The sequence below is a fragment of the Phyllobacterium sp. YR620 genome (assembly GCF_900104165.1).
Classification (GTDB): domain Bacteria; phylum Pseudomonadota; class Alphaproteobacteria; order Rhizobiales; family Rhizobiaceae; genus Phyllobacterium; species Phyllobacterium pellucidum.
In genome coordinates this window covers 1,160,921-1,186,007 of sequence record NZ_FNJP01000001.1, presented here as the reverse complement: position 1 = coordinate 1,186,007, position 25,087 = coordinate 1,160,921, and the positions used below count along the sequence as shown (strand labels likewise).

At 59.0% G+C, this 25,087-nt stretch carries 23 protein-coding genes, 2 tRNA genes and 1 pseudogene; 15 read left to right on the top strand and 11 right to left on the bottom strand.

Translation table 11 applies throughout. The features are described 5' to 3' along the window. Window positions 1–195: 195 nt before the first annotated feature. Together BLR72_RS05565 and BLR72_RS05560 are read left to right on the top strand one after the other, a co-directional pair. Complete coding sequence (locus BLR72_RS05565; protein ID WP_244506621.1) at window positions 196–1,509, top strand: YcbK family protein; 1,314 nt, start codon at window positions 196–198, stop codon at window positions 1,507–1,509. Window positions 1,510–1,654: 145 nt separating this feature from the next. Next, a tRNA-Glu gene (locus BLR72_RS05560) sits at window positions 1,655–1,730 on the top strand. Between the two features lie 120 nt (window positions 1,731–1,850). Here BLR72_RS05560 and BLR72_RS05555 read toward each other — a convergent pair. Next, window positions 1,851–2,033 (bottom strand): hypothetical protein, encoded by a 183-nt coding sequence (locus BLR72_RS05555; RefSeq protein WP_027231452.1) that lies wholly within the window; start codon window positions 2,031–2,033, stop codon window positions 1,851–1,853. 318 nt (window positions 2,034–2,351) lie between these two features. On the opposite strand from BLR72_RS05555, the gene sfsA reads away from it, so the two are divergent. The 5 genes and pseudogenes from sfsA to BLR72_RS05530 all read left to right on the top strand — a co-directional run bounded on the left by sfsA (window position 2,352) and on the right by BLR72_RS05530 (window position 6,528). Continuing rightward, complete coding sequence (gene sfsA, locus BLR72_RS05550) at window positions 2,352–3,056, top strand: DNA/RNA nuclease SfsA (protein WP_091945954.1); 705 nt, start codon at window positions 2,352–2,354, stop codon at window positions 3,054–3,056. Between the two features lie 18 nt (window positions 3,057–3,074). After that, complete coding sequence (gene map, locus BLR72_RS05545) at window positions 3,075–3,905, top strand: type I methionyl aminopeptidase (protein WP_091945951.1); 831 nt, start codon at window positions 3,075–3,077, stop codon at window positions 3,903–3,905. 134 nt (window positions 3,906–4,039) lie between these two features. Then, window positions 4,040–4,714: pseudogene (gene radC / locus BLR72_RS05540) on the top strand (DNA repair protein RadC); the annotation flags it as partial. A 95-nt stretch (window positions 4,715–4,809) separates the two neighbouring features. Beyond that, the gene (locus tag BLR72_RS05535) at window positions 4,810–5,643 is read left to right on the top strand and encodes an AraC family transcriptional regulator (RefSeq protein WP_091945944.1); all 834 of its coding nucleotides are present in this window, start codon (window positions 4,810–4,812) and stop codon (window positions 5,641–5,643) included. Window positions 5,644–5,772: 129 nt separating this feature from the next. Next, complete coding sequence (locus tag BLR72_RS05530) at window positions 5,773–6,528, top strand: 3-keto-5-aminohexanoate cleavage protein (RefSeq protein WP_091945939.1); 756 nt, start codon at window positions 5,773–5,775, stop codon at window positions 6,526–6,528. A gap of 29 nt (window positions 6,529–6,557) precedes the next feature. Here BLR72_RS05530 and tig read toward each other — a convergent pair whose 3' ends face one another. Next, a complete protein-coding gene (tig, locus tag BLR72_RS05525) occupies window positions 6,558–7,982 on the bottom strand; it encodes a trigger factor (RefSeq protein WP_091921705.1) in 1,425 nt (474 codons plus the stop codon). Window positions 7,983–8,618: 636 nt separating this feature from the next. Between tig and BLR72_RS05520 the strand changes: the two genes are divergently transcribed. From BLR72_RS05520 to BLR72_RS05500, 4 genes are all read left to right on the top strand, one after another. Beyond that, window positions 8,619–9,731 (top strand): efflux RND transporter periplasmic adaptor subunit, encoded by a 1,113-nt coding sequence (locus tag BLR72_RS05520; RefSeq protein ID WP_091946649.1) that lies wholly within the window; start codon window positions 8,619–8,621, stop codon window positions 9,729–9,731. After that, on the top strand, window positions 9,728–12,895 hold the full coding sequence (locus BLR72_RS05515) for an efflux RND transporter permease subunit (RefSeq protein ID WP_091945934.1): 3,168 nt from the start codon (window positions 9,728–9,730) through the stop codon (window positions 12,893–12,895). Before BLR72_RS05520 ends, BLR72_RS05515 begins: the two co-directional genes overlap by 4 nt. Before the next feature lie 83 nt (window positions 12,896–12,978). Further along, window positions 12,979–13,425, top strand: a complete 447-nt coding sequence (locus BLR72_RS05510; RefSeq protein ID WP_091945927.1) for a pyridoxamine 5'-phosphate oxidase family protein — start codon at window positions 12,979–12,981, stop codon at window positions 13,423–13,425. A gap of 463 nt (window positions 13,426–13,888) precedes the next feature. After that, a tRNA-Leu gene (locus tag BLR72_RS05500) sits at window positions 13,889–13,971 on the top strand. A 27-nt stretch (window positions 13,972–13,998) separates the two neighbouring features. Here BLR72_RS05500 and BLR72_RS05495 read toward each other — a convergent pair. Further along, on the bottom strand, window positions 13,999–14,574 hold the full coding sequence (locus BLR72_RS05495) for a GDYXXLXY domain-containing protein (protein WP_091945924.1): 576 nt from the start codon (window positions 14,572–14,574) through the stop codon (window positions 13,999–14,001). Next, window positions 14,571–15,683, bottom strand: a complete 1,113-nt coding sequence (locus BLR72_RS05490) for a DUF2157 domain-containing protein (protein ID WP_175492277.1) — start codon at window positions 15,681–15,683, stop codon at window positions 14,571–14,573. Before BLR72_RS05490 ends, BLR72_RS05495 begins: the two co-directional genes overlap by 4 nt. A 257-nt stretch (window positions 15,684–15,940) precedes the next feature. Between BLR72_RS05490 and BLR72_RS05485 the strand changes: the two genes are divergently transcribed. Next, a complete protein-coding gene (locus BLR72_RS05485) occupies window positions 15,941–16,087 on the top strand; it encodes a DUF1127 domain-containing protein (protein WP_081815883.1) in 147 nt (48 codons plus the stop codon). Between the two features lie 159 nt (window positions 16,088–16,246). On the opposite strand, the gene BLR72_RS05480 is transcribed toward BLR72_RS05485, so the two are convergent. Then, a complete protein-coding gene (locus BLR72_RS05480; RefSeq protein ID WP_175492276.1) occupies window positions 16,247–16,825 on the bottom strand; it encodes a hypothetical protein in 579 nt (192 codons plus the stop codon). Between the two features lie 139 nt (window positions 16,826–16,964). Here BLR72_RS05480 and BLR72_RS05475 point away from each other — a divergent pair, with 139 nt between their 5' ends. Next, complete coding sequence (locus BLR72_RS05475) at window positions 16,965–17,912, top strand: aldo/keto reductase (RefSeq protein ID WP_091945915.1); 948 nt, start codon at window positions 16,965–16,967, stop codon at window positions 17,910–17,912. A gap of 85 nt (window positions 17,913–17,997) precedes the next feature. Beyond that, window positions 17,998–19,407 carry a methylenetetrahydrofolate--tRNA-(uracil(54)-C(5))-methyltransferase (FADH(2)-oxidizing) TrmFO gene (gene trmFO, locus BLR72_RS05470; protein ID WP_091945913.1) on the top strand — a complete coding sequence of 470 codons (1,410 nt, stop codon included), beginning with the start codon at window positions 17,998–18,000 and terminating at the stop codon, window positions 19,405–19,407. A 133-nt stretch (window positions 19,408–19,540) separates the two neighbouring features. Here the strand turns inward: trmFO and BLR72_RS05465 are convergent, their stop codons facing one another. The 4 genes from BLR72_RS05465 to yajC all read right to left on the bottom strand — a co-directional run bounded on the left by BLR72_RS05465 (window position 19,541) and on the right by yajC (window position 23,449). Beyond that, on the bottom strand, window positions 19,541–20,377 hold the full coding sequence (locus tag BLR72_RS05465; protein WP_091945910.1) for a phytoene/squalene synthase family protein: 837 nt from the start codon (window positions 20,375–20,377) through the stop codon (window positions 19,541–19,543). A 12-nt stretch (window positions 20,378–20,389) separates the two neighbouring features. Continuing rightward, window positions 20,390–20,779 (bottom strand): Mth938-like domain-containing protein, encoded by a 390-nt coding sequence (locus BLR72_RS05460; protein ID WP_091921719.1) that lies wholly within the window; start codon window positions 20,777–20,779, stop codon window positions 20,390–20,392. 4 nt (window positions 20,780–20,783) lie between these two features. After that, complete coding sequence (secD, locus tag BLR72_RS05455; RefSeq protein ID WP_091945907.1) at window positions 20,784–23,051, bottom strand: protein translocase subunit SecD; 2,268 nt, start codon at window positions 23,049–23,051, stop codon at window positions 20,784–20,786. A gap of 62 nt (window positions 23,052–23,113) precedes the next feature. Continuing rightward, complete coding sequence (gene yajC / locus BLR72_RS05450) at window positions 23,114–23,449, bottom strand: preprotein translocase subunit YajC (RefSeq protein ID WP_091921723.1); 336 nt, start codon at window positions 23,447–23,449, stop codon at window positions 23,114–23,116. Between the two features lie 163 nt (window positions 23,450–23,612). Between yajC and BLR72_RS05445 the strand changes: the two genes are divergently transcribed. Beyond that, window positions 23,613–24,476: an ATP-binding protein gene (locus BLR72_RS05445; RefSeq protein ID WP_091946643.1), complete on the top strand. Its 864-nt coding sequence runs from the start codon at window positions 23,613–23,615 to the stop codon at window positions 24,474–24,476. Here BLR72_RS05445 and BLR72_RS05440 read toward each other — a convergent pair whose 3' ends face one another. Together BLR72_RS05440 and BLR72_RS22665 are read right to left on the bottom strand one after the other, a co-directional pair. Then, window positions 24,477–24,806: a type II toxin-antitoxin system HicB family antitoxin gene (locus BLR72_RS05440; RefSeq protein ID WP_091921725.1), complete on the bottom strand. Its 330-nt coding sequence runs from the start codon at window positions 24,804–24,806 to the stop codon at window positions 24,477–24,479. Next, window positions 24,803–24,901, bottom strand: a complete 99-nt coding sequence (locus BLR72_RS22665) for a hypothetical protein (RefSeq protein ID WP_244506644.1) — start codon at window positions 24,899–24,901, stop codon at window positions 24,803–24,805. The genes BLR72_RS05440 and BLR72_RS22665 overlap by 4 nt, the downstream gene beginning before the upstream one ends. Between the last annotated feature and the right edge of the window lie 186 nt (window positions 24,902–25,087).

Below are 25,087 nucleotides of genomic sequence, written 5' to 3'. Positions count from 1 at the left end.
GCAAAAAAGCGGCCAAACACGTTTTCGCCTCATTCTATCTATACTGGACGACTTGTGCAGATACCTAAAAGTCTTTAACTCTGGCGACTCTACGCCGGTGTTTTTGCACTTAGACAAAACTTCGCGAGCTTTCTGCTCTTATAAAAGCGGTCTCCACGATCCACGGAAATCGCGAAAGACGAGACGGGGGAATCGTTGAAAATACTGCCAGCCTCAGTTTCTGCCTTGCGGGCGAGTACCGTCGCATGCGTCGTTGCGCTCTCTGCATTCGCAGCAACCTCCTGCACCACTGGCACCAGTCCCAGCGTGACCTCGGCACTGACCAGCGCTGCCGAATCGACACAGACGGCCGAAGCCAAGTCCACCTCAGAACACGGTATGCCCTCCACCGGCACGGCGACAGTATCGCCCGAAGCGCTTGCGCTTGCCGGCAGCACCGAAGCCAATGCCCTGCAAGCCGTGAAGGATGCAACCAAGCCAGCCGACGCCAAGGCCGCTGCGCCAGTCGCGTCGACAGAACAGCAAGCAGCGGCCACCGCACCGGTCGAAGCGGCTCCGCAGCAGAAAACCTCGCTCTTCGGTTCGAGCGCGCCGGCAAAGCCGGAAGGCACCGTAGATGTCGCCAGCGCCGCAGCAGCGGCAGCTCCGGCCAAGACTTCGCTCTTCGGCAACAGCATGCGCGGTGAAGGCGCACCAGCGCCGCAAAAGGCTGCGCCGAAGCCTGCCGCGGCCGCGGAAGCACCGGCCAGCGCCGAGACGGCGAAGCCCGACGAGGCTGCCGCCAATGCAGACGTCAAGCCCGCCGAGACCAAGGCGGCGGCTGCCACCGCCCCGAACAAGGACAGCGGTCTCCTCCTTCGCCTTTTCGGCAACAGCCAGAACAGGCCAGCGGCAAGCCGCCAGGTTGCCATCATCCAGCCAAGATCCCAACCGCAACTTCGCTCCGCCGAGCCTCCGGTCCAGACCGCATCGACCGCGCTTCCCTCGGCCGAATCATTCGAAGGCAAGACCGAGCATCTGTCGTCCTTGCCCGGCGTTCGCCCGAATGCCGGCATTCAGATCATGCAGCGCGACAGCCTTTACGAAGATGATGACGTCGAGGCCGCGCCGGCACAGGTGATCCTCGCTTCCGCTGCCGGCCTCGCGCGTCTCGCCCCGAACGGCTTGAAGGTGCAGCGCGAGAATGTGCAGGTCGCATGTCTCAAGCCGCAGCTCGTCGGCTTCCTCAAGTCGATCGAGCGCCGCTTCGGCAAAGCGGTAATCGTCACCTCCGGCTATCGCAGTCCGCCCTACAACCGCCTAGTAAATGGCGCCAAGGCCTCGCTCCATATGTCATGCGCCGCCGCCGATATTCAGGTGCCGGGCGTTTCCAAGTGGGTTCTGGCCAATTTTGCCCGCTCCATGCCCGGCCGTGGCGGCGTTGGAACTTATTGCCACACCGAATCGGTTCATGTGGACATCGGACCGACCCGCGACTGGAACTGGCGCTGCTCTCGTGGCCGTGGCTAGCCGCACCGCGAAAACCGCCTCGTCCTTAGACGCTGTCCTGTGTCGGCTAACGCGCAAGTTGAACAATCTTCATTTTTTTGAAAAAAGAATGCTCAATGGGGTTGCGGCACAAAAACTGTTTCACTATAAGCCGCTTACCTGCGGGGCGCCCATCGTCTAGCGGTCTAGGACGCCGCCCTTTCACGGCGGAAACAGGGGTTCGATTCCCCTTGGGCGTACCAGGTTTTCTTCCTGGAAAATCAGAACCTTAAAGCGCAAAGCTCATTTGCTTTTGTGGCGCGTATCCCATGCAAACGGCCAGCCCTGCGCGAGCTGGCCGCACGATTTGGCGTTTACACGACTCAGTTGGATGGCGCAGGCTTTGCTGGCTCGGGTGCAGGTGTCGCTGGCGCTGGAGCCGGTGTGGCCGGCTCGGATGTCGTGGCAGGCGCGCTGGTTTCACCCTCTTTCGGCTTGTTGTCGCATGCGGCCAAAGTGAGCGCGGCGACGGCTGCGACGGGTAAGAAAAACTTGAAGTTCATCATGTTCTCTCCTGTTTGTTTCGTCCCCATACATAGAATGGGTCAGCGAAAGCGGTTCGAACACCCCGGCATTTTCAAGCTTTATCACGCACTGTTAGACAAAGTTATGAGACCGATAACGGCGGCTGACCTATCATCTGCTTACTGCCGGGACTCATTTGCCGGCAGTAGGGTTCGGTTTACCTCCACTCGGACCCGATTCTCCCACCCCAGAGCAAACTAACCTGCCTTTAGAGGCAGGTTTTTTTATGCAGCATCAGTTATCACTGTACCCGTTCACGCTGATTGCCGTCTTTTTGCGCTTCGGCTAAACCCAGGACCATGAATTTCGCTTCACCCCTCATTACCGGCAGGCTGGTCCAGCGCTACAAGCGCTTTCTCGCCGATATCATTCTCGACGACGGCGGCGCTGCGATCACGAGTTCGGTCCCTAATACCGGTTCGATGCTTGGCCTCACCGATCCCGGCATTCCGGTCTGGCTCTCGCTCTCCGACGGCGCGAAACGCAAATATCCGCACACGCTGCAGATGGTCGAGGTAGGCGGCACGATGGTCGGCATCAATACCGGCCTGCCCAACCGGATCGCGGAAGAAGCCATCCTTGCCGGGATGATACCCTCGCTCTCGGGCTATGCCGAGCTGAGACGCGAGCAGAAATATGGCGCGAACTCGCGTATCGATCTCCTTTTGCGCGGCCCCGGTCGTCAGCCGGCCTATGTCGAGGTCAAGAACGTCCATTTCTCCCGAAAAGCCGGCCTTGCCGAATTCCCCGATTCGCCAACGGCGCGCGGCGCAAAACATCTGGACGAGCTCGGAAACATGGTTGAAAATGGTTTTCGCGGCGTAATGCTTTATGTCGTCCAGCGCGGGGATTGCGAACGACTGAGGATCTGCGGCGAGCTTGACCCGGTCTACGCTATGGCTTTTGATCGGGCAATTAAGCGCGGGGTTGAAGCATACGCTGTAAAATGCCACATCACGCCCACGGGCATTGCTGCCATAAGCACGATGCCAATTATCGATTGATGCCAACCGGACTTAACTATGGTCACCTATCTCGACGCACGGAACGCGCCTCTTAAGAATACCGGCCAGATCCGGCTGCACGGCCCGGAAGGGTTCGAGGCGATGCGCAAGGCTTGCCAGCTGACGGCCCGCTGCCTCGACGAACTGGCATCGATCGTGGCGCCCGGCGTCACGACAAATACGATCGACCGGTTCGTGTTCGAGTTCGGCGCCGACCATGGCGCCCTGCCCGCGACGCTCAACTATCGCGGCTACACCAAATCGAGCTGCACGTCGATCAACCACGTGGTTTGCCATGGCATCCCCGATGACAAGCCGTTGCGCGAAGGCGATATCGTCAATATCGACGTCACCTATATCCTCGATGGCTGGCACGGCGATTCAAGCCGCATGTATCCCGTCGGGCAAATCAAGCGCGCTGCTGAACGCCTGATGGAAGTCACGCTTGAAAGCCTGATGCGCGGCATTGCCGCCGTTCGGCCGGGCGTGCGCACCGGGGCCATTGGCGCTGCCATCCAGAGCTATGCCGAAGCCGAGCGTTGCTCGGTCGTGCGCGACTTCTGTGGCCACGGTGTTGGCCAGCTCTTCCACGACGCACCCAACATCCTTCACTACGGCACGCCAAATGAAGGTATTGAACTGCGCGAGGGAATGATCTTCACGATCGAACCGATGATCAATCTCGGCCGGCCGCATGTGAAGGTGCTTGCAGATGGCTGGACGGCGGTGACACGTGACCGCTCGCTGACCGCGCAATACGAACACACTGTCGGCGTCACCAGCACGGGCTGCGAGATATTCACTCTCTCGCCGGCCGGCCTGTTCGCGCCCGGACTGAACCTCGGATAGGATAGGCAATGAGCGAAGAAAAGCCGGAACCGACTTTCTTCCTCAACGAACCCTCCGCAAAATCCACCCCTAAACAACCAGTCGTTGAGCGTTACGGTGCTTCGCACAACGCGCAGCCGAAGGAGTCGGGCAATGACACGCCGCATTATGTCGGTCATCGCGATCGCATGAAGGAGCGCTTCGAGAAGGTCGGCCACGATGGTTTCGCCGACTATGAAATGCTCGAAATGCTGCTCTACCGCTCTATCCGACAGGGCGACACCAAGCCGCTTGCCAAGGCGCTCATTGCCCGTTTTGGTTCACTGGCGGAAGTCCTGGGCGCGCCTGAGCACCTGCTGCGCGAAGTAAAGGGCTGCGGCCCTGCCGTCACTTTCGACCTCAAGCTGGTATCCGCGCTCTCGCATCGTGTTATCCGCAGCGATATTCGAGCGAAGGCGTTGCTGACATCGTGGAACAAGGTCATCGAATATTGTATCGCCGCGATGGCCCACGAACCCCGCGAGCAGTTGCGCATCCTGTTCCTCGACAAGAAGAACGCGTTGATTGCCGATGAGGTGCAGCAGGTCGGCACTGTCGACCACACACCTGTTTACCCGCGGGAGGTGATCGCACGGGCACTGTACCTTTCCGCCAGCGCGATCATTCTGGTTCACAACCATCCGTCCGGAGACCCGACGCCTTCCAAGGCGGACATCGAGATGACACGGACCATCGCCAATATCGGCGCGCAGATGGGCATTGTCGTCCACGACCACATTATCGTCGGCAAGAACAGCCATGCCAGTCTCAAGGGATTGCAACTTTTCTGAGAATCTCCGGGCAATATCCTGTTCGACAGCAAACCCGATCAAATGAACCATTCTGAAAAGTCCTATTCAGGTATCGTGCTTGAATGGAGATTTGAATGAACACGGTCGAAAAAGCGATCTGGTACATTGAAGGGCATTTTTCCGAGGGTATAACCCTCGATGACATCGCCGCTTCGGCGGGCCTGTCGCGCTTTTACATGTCACGTGCCTTTGCGGCTGTGACTGGCTGTTCGGTCAGCGGCTACATCCGGGGCCGCCGGCTCAGCTCGGCCGCCCGGCTTCTCAGCGAAGGTGCTCCCGATATTCTCTGCGTTGCGCTCGGGGCCGGTTACAATTCCCATGAAGCATTCACCCGCGCCTTCCGCGATCAGTTCGGCATGACGCCGGAACAGGTTCGTGCGCAAGGCCATGTCGACAACATCCCCCTGGTGGAGGCTATCAAAATGGACGAAACATTGGTCGTAAATCTGGAAGTACCGCGTGTCGTTGCCGGCAAGCCTCTTCTCGTCGCAGGATTGGGCGCGCGCTACAATTGCGAGAGCAGCAAGGCGATCCCGTCTCAATGGCAGCGCTTTGCACCGCATATCGGGCATATTGCAGGTCAGGTCGGCGACATTGCCTACGGCGTTTGCTGCAATAGCGACGATGAGAACAACTTCGATTACATCGCCGGCGTCGAGGTCAGGGATTTCTCCGAAATTCCCGACACATTCAGCCGCCTCCGTATTCCGTCCCAGAAGTACCTCGTTTTCACGCATCAGGATCATATCTCGACGATCCGAAGCACGTTCATGACCATCTGGGGCAACTATCTTCCGGAGTCCGGCCATGAGGTCGCCGATGCTCCCAATTTCGAGCGCTATGGGCCGCAATTCGATCCGAGAACCGGAAATGGCGGGCTCGAGATCTGGATACCTGTGAAGTCCTGATCGTTTTCATTGGTGGGCCAGCGGCAGCCGGCCCGCCGCAACCATGCGCCGCTCCAACCGTTATTGCTGACAGATGGCTGTTAGCAGGTTTGCTAAGATCAGCCGCCTTGGCAAGATGGGAGCTGACACATGCTGCAAGCCTGCCTCAACGGCGGTCGTAACCGCGATTTTCACGCTGCCGTTCCCTTTACGGCAGACGAGCTTGCCCGCGACGCCGCGCTTGTCGTGGCGGCAGGCGCCGGCGAGCTTCACATACATCCGCGGGATCTGGATGGTAACGAAAGCCTTGTCGCCTCTGATATCAGCGCCGCGATCCGCGCCCTACGTGAAAGCGTTCCGGAGGTACCGATCGGCGTTTCGACACATTGGCGCATCCCACCCGGCGGCAAGGCGCGCCAGGCACCGATCGCGCAATGGCAGGAGCTTCCCGACTATGTATCGGTCAATCTGATCGAAGAGGACGCTGCCGAGATCATGGCGCTTGTCTGGGATAAGGGCATCGGCGTCGAAGCCGGCCTATGGTCGGTGAGCGACGCCGAGCGCTTCATTGCCCTTCCTGACGCCAAGAAGTGCCTGAGAGTGCTCATTGAAGTCAATGAACAGGACTTTGATGAGGCAATGGCGGTGGCAACTGGGATCATATCAGTGCTGGAACAGGCGAAATTCGAGCTTCCCATTCTGCTGCACGGCGATGAAGCGAGTGTCTGGCCGATGTTCAACCTGGCAATTGCGCGCGGCTATGATGGACGCATTGGCCTCGAGGATGGCAAGCTCCTTCCCGAAGGCAAGGAAGCCGAGGACAATGCCGACCTGATCCGGGCTGCGGTGGTCCTGGCGCATGGCGGCGATACGCTTCTCGGTACCGCAAATGAAAAGGGCGGCTGACGCCGCCCTTTCCGGATCGATAGTGAGGCTTATGCCTCGTCGTCAGTCTTCTTCTTGGCAGCCTTCTTCGGCGCGGCCTTCTTCGCAGGCTTCTTGGTCTCTTCCGACTTGGCATCCGCCTCATCGTCGGCCATCAGCTCTTCCTTCGTCACCTTCTTGTCGGTGACCTTGATGTTCGAAAGGAGATGGTCGACCACCTTCTCCTCGAAGATCGGCGCGCGCAGATTGTTTACGGCTTCCGGCGTCTTACGGAAGAATTCATAAATCTGCTGCTCCTGGCCCGGATAGCGGCGAACCTGATCGTAGACGGCGCGCTGCAGCTCTTCTTCCGTTACCTCGATGCCGGCCTTGTTGCCGATTTCGGAAAGGACGAGGCCGAGACGAACGCGGCGTTCGGCCAGCTTGCGATATTCTTCGCGCGCTTCTTCTTCCGTCGTGTCTTCATCTTCGAAGGTCTTGCCGGCTTCCTGGAGGTCGTGACCGATCTGTGCCCAGATGTTGTTGAACTCGGCGTCGATCAGGCGCTCCGGCGATTCGAACTTGTATTCACCGTCGAGCGCGTCGAGAATCTGGCGCTTGACCTTCTGGCGCGTAAACGTGCCGTACTGGCTCTCGATCTGTTCGCGGATGACCTGGCGCAGGCGGTCGGCGCTTTCGATGCCGAGCTTCTTTGCGGTCTCGTCGTTGATTTCGAGTTCGCCCGGCTTGGCGACTTCCTTGACTGTGACGTCGAAGGTTGCGTCCTTGCCGGCAAGGTGCGCAGCACCATATTCAGCCGGGAACGTCACGTTGATCTGCTTCTCGTCGCCAGCCTTGACGCCGATGAGCTGATCTTCGAAGCCGGGGATGAATTGGCCGGAGCCGAGGACGAGCGTCGCGTCGGTGTCGGCGCCGCCATCAAACGGAACGCCGTCGACTTTGCCGAGGTAGTCCATCGTCACGCGATCGCCGCTCTCGGCCTTGCCCTTCTTCGTCTCGAAGGTCTGGGCGGAGCTGGCAACGCGCTTAACCTGCTCTTCGACTTCCTCGTCGCTGACATCGACGACTTCGCGGGTCACGCTGATGTTCGACGCGTCCTTGATCTCGATGGCAGGAAGAACTTCGTAGTTGAGCGAGAATTCGAAATCGGCTTCGCCGCTCAGAACCTTTTCCGCTTCCTTCTCGTCCTCAGTCATTACGACTTCCGGCTGGGTAGCGGACTTTTCGTTGCGGTCGGCAAGAATGGACCGCGAGGAATCGCTCAAAATCTCGTTTACGACTTCAGCCATGAACGACTTGCCGTACATCTTGCGCAGATGGGTCATCGGCACTTTGCCAGGGCGGAAGCCATTGATGCGCGCCTTGGCGCTGGCGCCCTTGAGGCGTTCGGAAAGCTTTGCTTCCAGATCCTTGGCCGGAACGACGACCTTGATCTCGCGCTTCAGCCCTTGATTGAGCGTTTCAGTAACCTGCATGTCCAAACCTTCACTTTTTTAACATTTGTCCCGCCGTTGCCGGCTCGTTGGCCTAAATTGCGGGAGAAAACTGCCTGCCCTTGCGGCTTCCGGTGCGGACGAGGAGCTTTACTCACCATCCACGTTGATTTTATTGCCTAATTCCAGTGCAACTCTCGATTTGCGACACGAATTCTAGCACAGAATGTGGCACAAAGTTGCGAAAGAGATTGCACCCTCACCGACTGGTCGCTCCCTTTACTTGCCTTGCGGGCAAAAATCAATGGCGCAGCCCGGTTGCTGCTTCGAGAAAAATGCCCGTTTTGCAAGGCGTTTAACCTTTAAATACCAGTCGCGATTGCAAGGTGACAACCGATTCGAACTATGCAAGTCTGGATTCGTGGGGTTTTGAGACAGGTTGTCTCCGCGTCGCCCGGCTGGGCGCACGAGCGTATCTGGTTGAATTACTCCGCCTGAGCGTTGAATTCTGACTTTGCGTAACTAGACCCGATCGCCCGATGATTTGCAGTTTCAGCCGCTCCATCCGGTTGATTTGTCCTCATCCCGCGTGGTCGTTCAGTGTCCGATTGTTTTGGAGGCCTGCCCTTGCCACGAACATTCATTTCCGCCGTTAAACTCGGCCTTGCAGCCGCTATTATGACCGCAACTTCAGCTTTGGCGCAGGAGGCTGCCGCCCCGCCTCCACCACCGGTATCGGTTGCAAAACCCATTGTTCGCGATGTGATCGACGCCGATGAGTTCATCGGCCGGTTCGACGCCGTCGATCAGGTCGCTGTGCGCTCGCGTGTGTCGGGCTATCTCGATACGGTCCACTTCAAGGACGGTGCGCTCGTCAAGAAGGGCGATCCGCTGTTCACGATTGACCAGAGGCCGTTCCAGACTGCACTCGATCAGGCGCAAGCGGCGCTCGAGGTCGCAAAGACCACCCTTACCTACGCCGAAGCCCAGTACAAGCGCACTGAATCGCTGACCGGGAGCGGCACCCTGTCGGTATCGACGCTCGACGACCAGCGCCGCGCCTATCTCGCCGGCCAGGCGAGCGTGCGTGGCGCGGAAGCCGCGGTCGCTCAGGCGAAGCTCGACATGATGTACACCGAAATCACCGCGCCGCAGGACGGGCGTATCGATCGCAGGCTTATTTCCGTCGGCAACCTCGTCAATGCCAATGAAACGATCCTGACGACGATCGTCTCGCTCGATCCCATCGACTTCTACTTCGATGTCGATGAGCGCAATCTTCTTGCCTATGCCCGCTCGGCGCGCGAGCGGGGCAGCGACCTTCAGGAAGGCGGTGGCGGACTGGATGTTACGGTTCGGCTGACCGACTCGAAGGAACCACCGGTCAAGGGCAAGCTCGACTTCTCCGAAAACCGGCTCGATGCCCAGACAGGCACGATGCGGGTGCGAGCCCGCTTCGCCAATCCGGATTTCGTCTTGCAGCCCGGCCTGTTCGGGCGCGTCGAAGTCTCAGCCTCGAACACCTATAAGGGCATCCTCGTCCCTGATGATGCAGTTGGCGCGGACCAGAACGAGCGCATCGTCTACACAGTAAGCGAAGACGGCACGGTTACGCCGAAGCCGGTGCGGCTTGGGCCCAAGCAATATGGCTATCGCATCATTCGCGAGGGTCTGACCGGCGACGAGACCATCGTCGTCAATGGATTGATGCGCATCCGTCCGGGCGTCAAGGTCAAGCCGGAACTCATTACCCTGCCACCCGAAGCCAAGGCGACGGGGGTCGGCCAATGAGGTTCGCGCATTTCTTTGTCGACAGGCCGATCTTTGCATCCGTCCTGTCGATCGTGCTGTTGATCGTGGGCGGCATTGCCTACACGCAGCTTCCCGTCGCCCAATATCCGGAAATCGCGCCGCCTACGATCGTGGTGCGCACCTCCTATCCCGGCGCGGATGCGCAAACCATTGCCGACACGGTGGCGACGCCAATCGAGCAGGAAGTCAACGGCGTCGAGAACATGCTCTACATGTCCTCCTACTCGACCGCAGACGGGTCAATGGCGCTGACGATTACCTTCAAGCTCGGCACCGACCTCGACCAGGCGCAGGTCCTGGTCCAGAACCGCGTTTCCATCGCCGAACCGCGCCTGCCCGAGGAGGTGCGGCGTCTCGGCGTGACCACGACGAAAAGCTCGCCCGACCTGATGATGGTCATCCACGTTCTTTCGCCGAACAACCGCTACGACCAGCTCTATGCGTCCAACTATGCACGCACCCGTATCCGCGACGTCCTCCTGCGGCTCGACGGCGTTGGCGATCTGACCATCTTCGGCGAACGCGAATATTCGCTGCGCATCTGGCTCGACCCGCAGAAACTTGCTGCCTACGGCATGACGGCGAGCGACGTCGTCCAGTCGCTGCGCGATCAGAACGTGCAGGTTTCGGGCGGTTCGATCGGCGGGCCGCCGACGTCGGGCAACAGTGCATTCCAGTACACCGTCACGACGGAAGGGCGTTTCAGCGACGCGAGGCAATTCCGCTATGTCATTGTCAAAGCTTCAGATACCGGCCGCCTCGTCCAGTTGCAGGACGTGGCGCGCATCGAGCTCGGCGCCAAGGACTATGTGACCAACAGTTACCTCGACGGTAGTCCCGCCGTGGCGCTCGGCATTTTCAGCCGGCCCGGCACCAATGCCTTGGCAACCTCCGAAACCATTCAGGAGACGATGAAGGAACTCGCCAAGGATTTCCCGGACGGACTGACCTACAACATCGTCTACAACCCGACCGAGTTCATCTCTGAATCGATCAACGAGGTCTACAAGACCATCATTGAGGCCGTCATTCTGGTGGCTCTCGTCGTGCTTGTTTTCCTGCAGTCCTGGCGCACCGCCATTATTCCCATCGTCGCCATTCCGGTGTCGTTGATCGGAACGCTCGCCATACTCCTTGCCTTCGGCTTCTCGCTGAACATGTTGACACTGTTCGGCCTCGTCCTCGCCATCGGCATCGTCGTCGATGACGCGATCGTCGTCGTCGAAAACGTCGAGCGTAATCTTGCGTCCGGCATGACGCCGAAGCAAGCGGCCCACGTCACCATGGATGAGGTCGGAACGGCGGTCGTCGCCATCTCGCTCGTGCTCATTGCCGTGTTCGTGCCGACTGCCTTCATCCCCGGCATTTCCGGCCAGTTCTATCTGCAATTTGCCATTACCATCGCCGTCGCCACCGCGATCTCGGCGCTGAATTCATTGACGCTCTCCCCGGCCCTTGCGGCAATCGTCCTGCGCCCGCATGGGCACTCGCAATCGCGAAACCCGCTTGCCCGCGCCGGCCGCTTCCTTGCCAACGGCTTCAACACCGGCTTCGACCGAATGGCACATGGCTACTCGTGGATCATACGCCATCTTGTCGGCTCGACTGTCGGGCTTCTGGCCTCGCTGCTCGTCTTCGTGGGTCTCCTCGTCGGCACATGGTACATGGCCAATATCGTACCGCGCGGGTTCATTCCGACAATGGACCAGGGCTACGCCATCGTCGTCGTCCAATTGCCCGATGGCGCGTCGCTGGAGCGCACCGATGCGGTGATCAGGCGTGCCTCGGACATCGTCCGCAGCGTTCCCGGTGTAAGCCATGCCGTGGCGTTTGCTGGCTTCAGCGGCGCCACCTTCACCAATGCGTCGAACGCGGGTGTGGTGTTCGCGCCGTTCAATTCCTTCGAAGAGCGACTGCCAAAGGGCGAGACGGCGCAGGCGATCATCGGCCAGCTCTTCACCAAGATGCAGAGCATCCAGGAGGCCTTCATCATCGCCGTGCCGCCGCCATCGATCCGGGGCATCGGCAATTCCGGCGGCTTCAAGATGCAGATTCTCGACCGCGACAATCCGGACATGCGCCGCATCCTGCCTCTTGCCTATCAGATGATGGGTGAAGCCAACAAGACGCCGGGACTCACCGGGGTTTTCACGACCTTCTCGGCATCGAGCCCGCAATATTTCCTCGAGATTGACCGCGACAAGGCGCGGGCGTTGAACGTCCCGATCCCCAACATCTTCGAGACGCTATCGATCAACCTTGGCACCTCTTATGTCAATGATTTCAATGCATTCGGCCGTGTTTATCAAGTACGGGCGCAAGCGGACCAGCAATATCGCATGGACCGGGCTGATATTCTCGCCTTGAAAGTGAGATCGGCGACGGGCGCGTTGGTGCCGCTCGGCACCCTGATCGAGATCAGGGATACCACCGGACCCTCACTGGTGCAGCGCTACAACATGTATGTTTCGGTGCCATTGCAGGGCAATCCGGCGCCGGGCATTTCGACTGGTGATGCACTCGACAAGATGGAACAACTGGCGGCGCAGACGCTGCCTGTGGGAACGACCTTCAACTGGACTGAACTCGCATTCCAGGAGCGCAGTACCGGCAATACGGCGATCTATATCTTCGCCCTGTCGGTCATTTTCGTCTTCCTGGCGCTTTCCGCCCAGTATGAAAGCTGGATCCTCCCCCTTGCCATCATCCTGATCGTCCCGCTCGCCGTGCTCGCCGCGCTGATCGGCGTGCATCTGCGTGGCATGGACAACAATATCCTGACCCAAATCGGGCTTGTAGTGTTGATCGGCCTTGCCGCGAAGAACGCAATTCTGATCGTCGAGTTTGCGCGACAGCACCAGGACGACGGCGCGACACCCGTCGAGGCTGCAATCGAGGCAAGCCGTTTGCGCCTGCGTCCGATCCTGATGACCGCATTTGCATTCATCTTCGGCGTGGTTCCGCTGATGATCGCAACCGGCCCCGGCGCGGAAATGCGCCAGTCGCTGGGAACGGCCGTGTTCTCGGGCATGCTGGGCGTTACGTTCTTCGGGTTGTTCCTGACGCCGGTGTTCTACGTGGCGCTCCGTTCATTCGGGCGCAAGCGCAAACCCGCGGTGGAGGCTCCGGCGCGGGGCTTCTAGTCCCGCTTCATTACCGGCTTGCGTTAAGGGTCGGCGGGCATCATGCTGGTGCGCGCTGACTTATCATTCATGCGGAGCGAGAAATGATCATTACCGAAATGTCGCGGCAGGAAATCAAGGAACTGCTGACCCGGGCCAGCATCGGCCGGCTCGCCTGCGCCAAGGATGATCAGCCTTACATCGTCCCGCTTCGCTTCGTCTATAATTCCGTCTACCTCTATTCCTTCACCACTGTTGGGCGGAAAATCGAGTGGATGCGCGAGAACAACAAGGTCTGCGTCGAGTTCGACGAGATCGATGCGACCAATAACTGGAAGAGCGTTGTGGTTACCGGCAGGTTCGAGGAGATCACCAAGGAACATGGCGACGAGCGCAACATGGCCCATGATCTCTTGAACAAGAAGGCCGAATGGTGGGAGCCCGGCTACGTGAAGACAGTCATTCGCGAACAGGAACGCCCGCTTGACCCGGTTTACTTCCGCATCGCTATAACAGAAACGACCGGCCATAAGGCGGTCAAGGAGCGTTAGACGAAGCTCGCACATTGCCATTTCTATAAGGTAGAAGAATGTGATCCTGGCCTGCGAACTGGTGCAACCAACGATACCCCTTAGACGTTGTATAATTGAGGGACCAATCAAAAGGAGCACCACCATGGGCGGAACGTCCAATCAGCATTTCGTGCGCAGGATGCCAACTGCTTCGGATCATCTCATCGATACGATTCGGCAGGCAACGCCAAAACCAAAATTCAATCCTGAACGCTTGTCAGATGTCTTGAAACGCTCCAAGGGGGCTTTTTCGATTACGAAGAGCCGGCCATCCGCCAAGTAGGCGCGTACCTACCCCGTCTACCCGAGTCCCGCAGCAGCGGGCCATGCCTCGCGTGTGGCCGGCTCGCCAATCTTCCTTGGAACAACCCCTTTTTCCTTTGACGGCAGAAATCACGATGCTATAGAGACCGGCGCTTGGGGTGCGGTAACGCCTCCATCTGCGGATGTGGCGAAATTGGTAGACGCACCAGATTTAGGTTCTGGCGGGAGACCGTGGGGGTTCGAGTCCCTCCATCCGCACCACAGTGCTTGACGCATAAGGCGCGATCTTCAGTAGATCGGCTCCTCGTAGAGAACTTCTCCGTTATTTTTCAGAGCGCGAATTTGCGCATCTCCCGACGGCGAAACCGCGATGACAGCCTCAATCCTGCGTTCCCGCTGCTGGTCTTCGATCACGCGCCCTTCGCCCTCCGGCACATAATAGCGCTCGATCCCGTATTGGATGTGAAGATCGTGATAGATCGCGGCATTGGCGTAACCGGAGGTGCGGCCGCGCAACTGTATTTCACCTGGCGCCAGATCCTCGCGCTTTTGCCACGAGGCGCTGCTTATGCCCCAAGCACCGTCATCCGCCTGCTTCAACGCTACATAGATATCGGCGAACCCGGTTGACGTCGGCGGCGTCCCGGTCACCTTGTTGGCCTCGATTGTCGCGATGCCGTAACCCAGTGTGACATAGTCGCCGCGCAGGAAATCATGTGGGTCGACGGGCTCGGTAAGGAGCGTGATATTGGTGCCGCTGCGCAGGATCGACGCCCGCTGTGCGACCATGGCATAGAGGGCTCCGGATTGTAAAATCGCCACAGCGGCGCCAAGCAGGATCAGGCGATTTACCTTGAGGATCATGCCGTTGCTTCCTTTTTCGGATTCTTTCTTTGAAGTCTTCGCTCCATTCTGACGACGAAGGCCGCCAGCAACAAGACGAGGATGCCGGCAGTCAGGAAGAAGCCCGCGGTGCCTATCAATGTACCGATCGTCTTGAACGCCAGGTACAGCACCTCGAGCGAGAAGACCGTGTAGGAAACCCAACGCACCGCAAGGTTCCGGTGCCCCGAAAGGGCGAGGCCCGCGACAGAGCATCCCAAAATCGCAAAGCCGATGGCAACCTGATTGCCAACCCCTTCGCTGAATTCGTCGAACTGGAAGAAGATGAGGGCGATGACCAGCATGATGAAGCCATATCCGCCGATGGCCTCGCTCCAGCCGGTCAGCTGCTGGGTCGCCCTGCTCCGCAGTGCATCCGCGAGGAAGAGTGCCGCGCCGAGAACGGCCGCGATCCAAAGGATTGCCTGGTCGTCCAGATCGAACCGGACCACGAAGACATAGGCGATGAGGAGAATGGCAATGAAATGTCGCGCCTGCTTAGCCTTCGTCCACCAGACCAGTCCCGCGCAGGTTATTGCAAGCACAGGCACCAGCCAGATGTAGTTCCAGTGGTCTGGAGTCGATGGTTCGAGCGAAGCGAACAGGTAGAAGCCGGCAATTGCGACGCTGGTGGACGTCAGTACCTTCGATCGCAGCAGGAGGGCTGCGACGATCGTGCCCGCCACCCAAAGAAGCGCAGCATCGGTGGTGTCTCCCGAGAGGTGGTACATTTGGCCAACCAGGCCGATACCGGCACCGAATGTGATGGCGGCGATCAGGTAGAGCGCCTCGCTGAATATTCTGTCACCCAGGGTTGCCCGCCAGGCGCCACCGATATAGCCGACGCCAATGACCGATATGATAAGACCAAGCCGAACAAGGCGCGGCATGAGTTCCCAGTTGGCCGCTACGAGGGAGACGATGGCTGCGCCCAGCAAAACTGCGCCGAGAACCGCAAGGACGCCTCCAAGCCCGAGGCCGTGTCCCCTGCCGTCCATGTCCTTGCGCAAGCGTTCGGCCGTCGTCTCATCGATCAGACCGTCCCGCTGCCAGCGCGCAATGTGTTTCTTCACACCAATGGTTATCGCCAAGGTCTGCTCCTGAATCGCTGCAACGAGTCTTTAGTATAGCGAGGTGGCGGTCATCCTCCTATGGCGATCCCTGCGTGCTCGCAGCGCCACAATCACGACATTTGTGCGCCGCAACAATTAACATCGATTAATGTTGCAATGCAGCAATTGCATAGCTGATCTGCAAACTTGGCTCTGCAACTTTCAGGGGCCGTGCACTATCTTCCACTCAACGATCAAGAGTGATCAAGCAAACAACAACCGAAGTGGTGATTGAAATGAACCTTATCCGCTCCTACAGCAACTGGCGTCGTTATCGCGACACGGTTTCCGAATTGAACCGCCTGTCGTCCCGCGAACTCAGCGACCTCGGCATTGCTCGTTCGGACATCCCGTACGTCGCCAAGAAGTCCGCAATTCGCTAATCGCATAGAGAATATCGCCGGGGCTTATCCTCCTCCCGAAGCCCCCGCGATCAAAGGCCGATACTCCTCCTCCCTGATCGGCCTTTATCAAACGACACCCACCGCACCTCCTCCCGCGGTGGGTGTTGTTATTTCAGGCCGCCTCCACCGCATTGAGCCCTAGCGGACGCCGCCATATCCCCTGCTTTTCCATTCTGCGAGCGTCATGACGTCTGGAGCGCCGCCTCCCGGCTCGTACCAGGAATCGACTGCCCAAAGCGTACCGCTGCGGTCCTTCAGAACAGCAGTGAAATGTGGATAGCGCCCGTCGAAAAAGCTTCCGCGCGAATCCCGCCGGGCAACGGTGTGGAACTGCAACAGGCCTGCACCCTGCAGATAGCGCAGGAAGTGATCGGTATTCGTGGATTCGTCCACGCAATCCATCTGGCCGCGCTCGCGTCCCTTGCCAAAATCCATCTTCGGCCGGTCGACGACGCCAATCACCTGCGTATTGCGTTGTTCGAATACTTGAACCGCCCGGCGAACCGCCGCGCGCTCACCCTCTGGCGATTTGCGACCAGACGCCATGATGGAGGCAATGCGGGAACGGTCGGTTCCGGTCAGCGTCACATTGGTCTTAAAATAGCAGCCATAACCGTGGCAAACGCTGAAGGTCTGCGCCGTGGCGATGGATGCGGGACTGCAAAGAATGAGAAGAAGAAAACAGAAGACGAGTTTATTTAAAACTTTTGTTTGCATGCGCCAACACTAACAATTGTTTTCACCGAAGCCCAACAGATTTGCATAATATGGTTGCTGCCGGAAATCCTCATCTGGCAACAGCCAGCGCCGCACCCTAAATCACCCCTGGCGCAACTCACCCAATCGGAGAATGATCATGCAACAACGCCGTCTCGGCCGAACCGGCCTTTCCATCGCACCGCTCGTTTTTGGCGGGAATGTCTTTGGCTGGACCGCAGACAAGAAGACATCCTTCGACCTGCTTGATCGCTTCGTCGATGCCGGCTTCAACGCTGTCGATACGGCCGATGCCTATTCGCGCTGGGTGTCCGGCAATGAAGGCGGCGAATCCGAAACCATCATCGGCGAATGGATGAAATCGCGCAAAAATCGCGACAAAATTGTCATTATCACCAAAGTCGGCTCCGACATGGGACAGGGCAGGAAGGACCTTTCGGCTGCCTATGTCGCCAAGGCGGCCGAGGCTTCCTTGCGCCGGCTGCAGGTTGATGCGATCGATCTTTATCTTTCGCACTGGCCAGATCCGGAAACACCCTACGAGGAGACCCTCGGTGCGCACGCGGCGCTCCTGAAGGCGGGAAAGGTCAAGTCAATCGGCGCCTCTAATCTCGATGCCCAGCAACTGCGTGCCGCACTCGACGTTTCTAAGGAAACTGGTCTTCCGCGCTACGATGTGCTCCAGCCGGAGTATAATCTCTACGACCGCAAGAGCTATGACGGACCGTTGCGCGATCTCTGCATGGCGGAGGATATCGGCGTCATTACCTATTTCAGCCTCGCGCGCGGCTTTCTCTCCGGCAAGTATCGCAGCGAGGCCGACCTTGGCAAAAGCGCACGCGGCGGCGGCATCAAGGATTATCTCAATCCGCGTGGATTCCGCATTCTCGCCGCCCTTGACGATATTGCCGCCAAGCACAAGGCGAAGCCCGCGGAAATCGCCCTCGCCTGGATCATGCAGCGCGAAGGCGTGACCGCCCCGATTGCCAGCGCGACGTCGCTCGAACAGTTGGACAGCCTGATCAAGTCGGCTTCGCTCAACCTGAGTGCCGAAGACGTTGCCGAACTCGACAAGGCCAGCGCCTGATCGCTTGGATCGAAAGCCGCCGCATTGCACCGTGCGGCGGCTTTTGCACATTGATGCGGGCGATCAAAGCGTTTATTGGAAAGCCATGTCCATCAAACCTGTACACATCATTGGCGGCGGTCTCGCCGGTTCCGAAGCCTCATGGCAACTGGCGCAAGCCGGCGTGCCTGTCATCCTGCATGAAATGCGCCCTGTGCGCGGCACGGATGCCCATAAGACCGAAGGACTGGCCGAGTTGGTCTGCTCCAATTCGTTCCGTTCCGACGATGCCGAAACCAATGCGGTCGGCGTGCTTCACGCCGAAATGCGGCTTGCCAATTCGCTGATCATGGCTGCGGCAGACGCCCACCAGGTGCCGGCCGGCACCGCCCTTGCCGTCGACCGCGACGGCTTTTCCGACAAGGTCACCGCAATCCTCGAAGCGCAGCCGCTCATTACGATCGTGCGCGAGGAGATCACCGGCCTGCCGCCAGCAGACTGGGACAAAGCCATCATAGCGACCGGACCGCTGACGGCTCCTTCGCTTGCCGAGGCCATCGGCCGTGAGACCAGCGCCGACGCCCTCGCCTTTTTCGATGCGATTGCTCCGATCGTGCATTTCGATTCGATCGACATGAACGTCTGCTGGTTCCAGTCGCGCTACGACAAGGTTGGACCGGGCGGCACCGGCAAGGATTACATCAACTGCCCGATGACCAAGGAGCAATACGAGGCCTTCGTGCAGGCCCTGATTGCCGGCGACAAGACGGAATTCAAGCAGTGGGAGGGCACGCCCTATTTCGACGGCTGCCTGCCCATCGAAATCATGGCCGAACGCGGGCCGGAGACGCTGCGCCACGGTCCGATGAAGCCCATGGGGCTCACCAATGCGCACAATCCCACCGTCAAGGCCTATGCAGTCGTGCAACTGCGCCAGGATAATGCGCTTGGCACGCTCTACAACATGGTCGGCTTCCAGACGAAGCTGAAATATGGGGCGCAGACCGAAATATTCCGCATGATCCCCGGACTCGAAAACGCCGAGTTCGCGCGCCTCGGCGGCCTGCACCGCAATACCTACCTGAATTCGCCCACCCTCCTCGATCCAACGCTGCAATTGAAAAGCCGGCCAGGCCTGCGCTTTGCCGGTCAGATCACCGGCTGCGAGGGATATGTGGAATCGGCGGCCATCGGTCTGCTCGCCGGCCGGTTTGCCGCCGCCGAACGACTGGGCCAAGCCGTCACGCCGCCGCCGGCAACGTCGGCATTCGGGGCGCTTCTCGGCCACATTACCGGCGGCCATATCGTCACCGATGAGGAGCCGGGGAAGCGCTCCTTCCAGCCGATGAACGTTAATTACGGGCTCTTCCCGCCTATCGAGGCACCGAAGTCGGAAGGCAAACGCCTGCGCGGCAAGGAAAAATCCAATGCCAAGAAGCGCGCCATGAGCGCCCGCGCCCTCGCCGATTGCCGCGCTTGGCTCGGTTTGCCGGCGATTGCCGAGGCTGCGGAGTAGCGAGCTACTTCACATCGGAGTTGCGTCCCTCAAGGGTGCTCACCCCTCTAGGCGGCCGCCCATCTTCCCGCTTGTGGGGGAGATATCCTGCAAGACCAAGGGGGTGCTGCGTCCTCGATCGGCCTTGTCCCTGTTAACTGACTGAAGCCTTCAGCATCGCCCACTGCCGGCGCAGAGGCGTGATATCGGCAACTTCGTTCGCAGCATCAGCGCCCTTTGCCTTGAGCTTTTTCAGATAGATACGCGTAAGCCGCGCCGGCAGGTATGCAGGACGCAGGCTGACGCGCAGCTCCTTCGCGCCGGCTTCAAACTTTGCCAAATGGTCAGTCGCAAGCGCAATCATGGCAGCGACAGCGCGCGCAATCGCTTCTCCATCAGAACCATCGAGGAGATTCTGCGGGCTGCAGCCGACCGCTGTCAGAATATCGGCCGGGATATAAATCTGGCCGCGCCGCCTGTGCAGGGGCAGGAGCCGCAGCAGGCCGGCAATCGCCTGTGCAACGCCGGCGTGTCCGGCCGTATCCGCGTGCTTCAGCGCGGCATCCTCATCGAGCACCAGCGATGCCAGCTGGATCAACGCCGACGCGGTCTCGCCGCAATAGCCTTCAAGATCATTGCGGCTGGGCATCGGGTCGTCATAAAGGTCGAAAATCCGGGCTTCGCAATAATTGTCGAAAGCCTGTCGCGGCAGGTCGCGGATCTTGATCGTCTCGAGGAGCGCGGCGGCGACCGGATTCGCCGAGGCCGCGCCATGTTCGGTGCCGTTGATCAGATCGCGCCACCATTGCAGCCGTACCTCGCCGGGCAACGGATCATGGATCAGGTCGCGAATGCGGGCGATCTCCGCATTGAAAGCATAAATCGACGCCAGCGCGCCGCGCTTGTCCTCGGGGGCATAGAGGATCGAGACATAGCGGTCAGGGTCCGCATCGCGCAGGAACTGCATGCAGTAGGTTTCATTGGCGTTCATCGAGATGCCGCCTTAATCGACGGCGATCAAGGCAGCCGCCACCGCCCGATCTTCGGCCAGCAAGACATTATAGGTACGCACTGCCGCGCCTGTGCTCATGGGATCGGCGGAAATGCGGTATTTGCGCAAAGCATCGCGCAGTTCCTGCGGCAGCCGGCGCAGCTCCGTGCCGGTGCCTACCAAGAGGATCTCGATGTCATCCGCTTGCTCCATCACGAGCGACAGATCGGCAGCCGTCAAGATCGGCGGCGTTTTCGGCTCCCAGCCATGAATGCCTGATGGAAGACACAGGATCGAGCCACGATGGGACATGTCGGCAAAGCGAAATCCGCCATTGCCATAGGCATCGATCGGCGCGCGCCCCGGAAAATGGGCGTCCCGGATTTCAATGCCCTTGGCCAAGTCCCTAAACTCCGTTCTGCTCGGACGCCACCCTCGCGGTGTCATCAACAACGTCGCGGCCCTTGAGCCCGAACAACATCAATAGTGGACCGGCCACGAAGATCGACGAATAGGTCGCAACAATGATGCCGACGGCAATGGTCAGCGCGAAGGAACGCACGTCATCGCCGCCATAGATGTAAAGCATAAGGAGTGCGAGGAAGGTCGCAAGCGAAGTCAGGATAGTGCGCGACAAGGTTTGATTGATCGATGCATCGAGAACAGCCGACAGCGACATGGTATTGCCATGGCGCCTGAGGTTTTCGCGGACCCGGTCATAAATTACCACCGTATCGTTGAGCGAGTAGCCGACGATGGCAAGAAGCGCCGCGATGCTCCAGAGATTGAATTCCATCTGGAAGATAACGAACATGCCGACGATGAGCACGACGTCGTGGATCGTGGCAAGGATCGCGCCGAGCGCAAAATGCCACTCGAAGCGGAACCAGACATAGGCAAGGATGGCGACGAGCGACAGGACCACGGCGAGCACACCCGCCTGCGACAATCCACTCGATACGGACGGGCCGATGACATCGACACGGCGGAAATCGTAGTCGTCCTGCAGTTCGCCGCGGATCTTGACGCCGACGGTCTGCTCGGCATTCTCGCCCTCGCCCTGGCTTCCAACCGTTATCAAGGCGCGGTCGTCCGACTTAAACGGTTCGATCTTGACCTCGCCAATGTTCAGATCATCGAGCCGGCTATAAACATCGTCGAGGTCGATCGGCCCTTGCCGCGACTGGATTTCGACCAACGTGCCGCCCTTGAAATCGATGCCGAAGTTCATGCCGACAACGGCAAAGAGGACGATGGCGGCAATGCTCGAAAGCGCCGAGAAACCGAGGGTCAGGCCGCGCAATTTCATGAACGGAATTCTGGTGTTGTTCGGCACGAGCTTGAGCGGTGCGCCAGGTACTTCCTTTGGCTTCGAGCGTTGCACCCAGATCGATATGAGCCACCTGGTCAATGTAAATGTCGTGAACAACGTCGTAACGATGCCGATCGTCACCGTGAGGGCGAAGCCGTGCACGGGGCCGCTGCCGAGAATGAACAGGACGAGCGCTGCAATCAGGGTGGTCACGTTGGCATCGACAATTGTCGCAAGCGCCCGGGAAAACCCGGAGTCGATGGCCTGGATGACTGAAAAGCCCGCCCGCCGGTCTTCACGGATGCGTTCATAAATAAGGACGTTCGAATCCACCGCCATGCCGATCGTCAGGACGATACCGGCGACACCGGCAAGGGTCAGCGGCGCGCCAAAGAGCGTCAGCACTGCAAGGATCAGGAGGACATTGACGACAAGCGCAACGCTGGCGATGACCCCGAGGAAGCCATAGGTCAGCAGCATGAACAGGATGACGAACGCTGCGCCGATCAGGGCCGCAATCTTGCCGGATGATACGGCTGCAGCGCCAAGGTCGGTACCGATGGTGCGCTCTTCGATCACGGTAACATCGGTCGGCAAGGCGCCCGCACGCATGACGAGCGCAAGATTGCTTGCGCCGGAGAGGTCGAAATTACCGGTAATCTGCCCGGTATTGCCGGGAATGGCCTCGCTGATCACCGGCGCCGACAGAACCTGATTGTCCAGGACAATAGCAAAGGATTGCCCGACATTGGCTTTCGTCGCCTTGGAGAAGCGATCGGCCCCGATGCTGTCGAGCCGGAACGTCACCACCGGCTCCTGTGACGCTGTGTCGATACCGGCCTGCGCGTCGACGAAATTCTTGTTCGAAACGAGCGGCTCGGTTTTGACCAGATAGGGAACAGGGGGATCGTCGAAGGAATAGACGACCTCATCGCCTTCCGGCGGTGTGCCATCGACTGCCTTCTGAGCCGGTATCGACGAATCCACCATCTGGAAAGTGAGTTCTCCTGTCAGGCTCAAAATGTCCTTGAGGAGCTGCGAATCGTAGAGGCCCGGCACCTCGACAAGGATACGCCCGTTGCGCTGGCCCTCGACATTCGGATTTGTATAGCCGAGTTCGCTCAGGCGCCGCGTCAGCACCGCCATCGTCGCATCCGTATCGGGGAGATGGTCCTTGTCGACCTGCAGGCCGATGCGCGATCCGCCTTCGAGATCAAGCCCGAGGGCAAGCTGCTTCTTGGGCAGCCAGTCCGGCAGCTTTACCAGTTGATCCTGCGTGAACAGATTGGGAAGAGCCAATATGACGGCTGCCAGAACAACGGCCCAAATGAGTACGGTCTTCCAGCGGCTGAAATAGAGCATTCGGCAATAACCTTCGGCATAGAATCAACAGGGCGGCTCCGTGGCCGCCCCGTAACTATGCCTTATTTCTTGTTATCGGCAACCGGTTCGCCCTTGACCCGTACATCGGCGACCATGCCGCGCAACACCCGTGCCTTGACGCCATCGCCGATCTCGACATCGAGTTCGCCCGTATCCTCATACACCTTCACCACCTTGGCGATGAAACCGCCGCCGGTGACGATCGTGTCGCCGCGGCGAATTGCCTTCAGCTGTTCCTCGCGCTTCTTCGCCGCCGTGCGCTGCGGGCGGATGATGAGGAAGTACATGATCACGAAGATGAGGATGAATGGCAGAATGCTCATGAGCATTTCCGGTGCGCCGCCGGCGGCCTGTGCATATGCAGGAGTTACGAACATTGAGACAAACCTCCAGAGAAGACATATTTTGATTATACCTGAGCCTGCGCAATACAATGTTTGCGTTGGCAAAAGCAACCGTACAAAACCGTGAGGGCGGCTTTTCGATTTATCGTCAACATGATAGTTGCAGGTGCGCAGGTAAAGCAAAGGCTGGATGGGAATGTCGCGGGAATTGCTGACGGATAAACTTGACCGCTTGATTAAGGTGCTGGAGCGAATGGCGCCGCCTGAGCCGCAGGCAGTCGACCTCGATAGCGCCGACTGTTTCGTCTGGAATCCGGACCATCTCTGCTTCGATCCAGTAACCAGGGTCAATCGCGTCGATATCTCGCTGATCCGCGGCGTCGACACTGTCCGCGATATCCTTTTCGACAACACCAAGCGTTTTGCCGAAGGCTTCCAGGCCAACAATGTGCTCCTGTGGGGCGCGCGCGGCATGGGCAAATCCTCGCTGGTCAAAGCGGTACACGCCTCGGTCAATGCTGCAGCGGGCGATAATGGCGCGCCGCTGAAGCTTGTCGAGATCCACCGTGAGGACATTGACAGCCTCCCTGCCCTCATGGCGGCGATCAAGGACACCGACTACCGGTTTATCCTGTTCTGCGATGACCTTTCCTTCGACCATGACGATACGTCCTACAAGTCGCTGAAAGCTGCGCTCGAAGGCGGTGTCGAGGGCCGGCCGGACAATGTCATCTTTTACGCGACATCCAACCGGCGGCACCTCTTGCCGCGCGACATGATCGAAAACGAGCGCTCTACGGCGATCAATCCGTCGGAAGCGGTGGAGGAAAAAGTGTCCCTTTCCGACCGTTTCGGCCTGTGGCTCGGATTTCACAAGTGCAGCCAGGACGATTACCTGGCCATGATTGATGGCTACGCCGCGCATTTTGACCTTGGCGTCGAAAAGGGCGAGCTCCATGCCGACGCCCTGGAATGGTCAACGACGCGCGGCTCGCGCTCGGGGCGTGTCGCCTGGCAGTTCACTCAGGATCTCGCCGGCCGGCTCGGGAAGAAGTTGTAGTCAGCTCGCCGCCTTGTCCAAAGCCTCTTCGGCCCATTGATTGAGGCTCTTCCCGGCCCGTTCTGCCGCCAGGACTGCGCGGCGATGAACTTCGGGCTTCACCCGAAACATCATCTTGCCCGAGTAGGGCTTCTGCGGCTCCTTGCCGATCTTGGCGCAAGCCTCGATATAGTCATCCACCGCTTCATGAAAAGCCGCTTTAAGGTCGACGACTGTATCTGCATGAAAGCCGACGCCGTCGCTTATATCTGCGATTTTGCCGAAAAATATTTCATCTTCGTCGTCATACTCTACCCGCGCAGTATAATTCTTGTAGTGCATGACGTTCATGGTTCGATTCCAATTCTTTCCAGAAAGGCCCGGGCGGCGCGGACTTGATAGCGCTTTGCTTCCTTGGTGGGATGGGGCCTGTGAAAGCTTTCCAGTTCACCATCCTTTTCAAATTTGACACGCGAGCCACGACCCTCGATCGTCCGTACCCCCGACGCTGACCAGCAAGCTTTCGATATCCGACCATGCTATCGAGCCAGAGACCGGGTCAGAAAAGACAGCGAGCAGGGCTCGCCTATGCCTGCTATTCATCAAAATGCCTCTTTAAAATATATTACTTG

What these genes read in the sequence shown, in the direction of transcription:
- BLR72_RS05520 (WP_091946649.1), top strand. Translation starts at nt 8,619, where the DNA reads ATGACCGCAACTTCAGCTTTGGCGCAGGAGGCTGCCGCCCCGCCTCCA.
- map (WP_091945951.1), top strand. Translation starts at nt 3,075, where the DNA reads ATGGTCACCTATCTCGACGCACGGAACGCGCCTCTTAAGAATACCGGC.
- tig (WP_091921705.1), bottom strand. Translation starts at nt 7,982, where the DNA reads ATGCAGGTTACTGAAACGCTCAATCAAGGGCTGAAGCGCGAGATCAAG.
- BLR72_RS05555 (WP_027231452.1), bottom strand. Translation starts at nt 2,033, where the DNA reads ATGATGAACTTCAAGTTTTTCTTACCCGTCGCAGCCGTCGCCGCGCTC.
- BLR72_RS05510 (WP_091945927.1), top strand. Translation starts at nt 12,979, where the DNA reads ATGATCATTACCGAAATGTCGCGGCAGGAAATCAAGGAACTGCTGACC.
- BLR72_RS05445 (WP_091946643.1), top strand. Translation starts at nt 23,613, where the DNA reads ATGTCGCGGGAATTGCTGACGGATAAACTTGACCGCTTGATTAAGGTG.
- BLR72_RS05480 (WP_175492276.1), bottom strand. Translation starts at nt 16,825, where the DNA reads ATGCAAACAAAAGTTTTAAATAAACTCGTCTTCTGTTTTCTTCTTCTC.
- BLR72_RS05535 (WP_091945944.1), top strand. Translation starts at nt 4,810, where the DNA reads ATGAACACGGTCGAAAAAGCGATCTGGTACATTGAAGGGCATTTTTCC.
- BLR72_RS05440 (WP_091921725.1), bottom strand. Translation starts at nt 24,806, where the DNA reads ATGAACGTCATGCACTACAAGAATTATACTGCGCGGGTAGAGTATGAC.
- trmFO (WP_091945913.1), top strand. Translation starts at nt 17,998, where the DNA reads ATGTCCATCAAACCTGTACACATCATTGGCGGCGGTCTCGCCGGTTCC.
- BLR72_RS05495 (WP_091945924.1), bottom strand. Translation starts at nt 14,574, where the DNA reads ATGATCCTCAAGGTAAATCGCCTGATCCTGCTTGGCGCCGCTGTGGCG.
- BLR72_RS05485 (WP_081815883.1), top strand. Translation starts at nt 15,941, where the DNA reads ATGAACCTTATCCGCTCCTACAGCAACTGGCGTCGTTATCGCGACACG.
- secD (WP_091945907.1), bottom strand. Translation starts at nt 23,051, where the DNA reads ATGCTCTATTTCAGCCGCTGGAAGACCGTACTCATTTGGGCCGTTGTT.
- yajC (WP_091921723.1), bottom strand. Translation starts at nt 23,449, where the DNA reads ATGTTCGTAACTCCTGCATATGCACAGGCCGCCGGCGGCGCACCGGAA.
- BLR72_RS05475 (WP_091945915.1), top strand. Translation starts at nt 16,965, where the DNA reads ATGCAACAACGCCGTCTCGGCCGAACCGGCCTTTCCATCGCACCGCTC.
- BLR72_RS05530 (WP_091945939.1), top strand. Translation starts at nt 5,773, where the DNA reads ATGCTGCAAGCCTGCCTCAACGGCGGTCGTAACCGCGATTTTCACGCT.
- BLR72_RS05515 (WP_091945934.1), top strand. Translation starts at nt 9,728, where the DNA reads ATGAGGTTCGCGCATTTCTTTGTCGACAGGCCGATCTTTGCATCCGTC.
- BLR72_RS05465 (WP_091945910.1), bottom strand. Translation starts at nt 20,377, where the DNA reads ATGAACGCCAATGAAACCTACTGCATGCAGTTCCTGCGCGATGCGGAC.
- sfsA (WP_091945954.1), top strand. Translation starts at nt 2,352, where the DNA reads ATGAATTTCGCTTCACCCCTCATTACCGGCAGGCTGGTCCAGCGCTAC.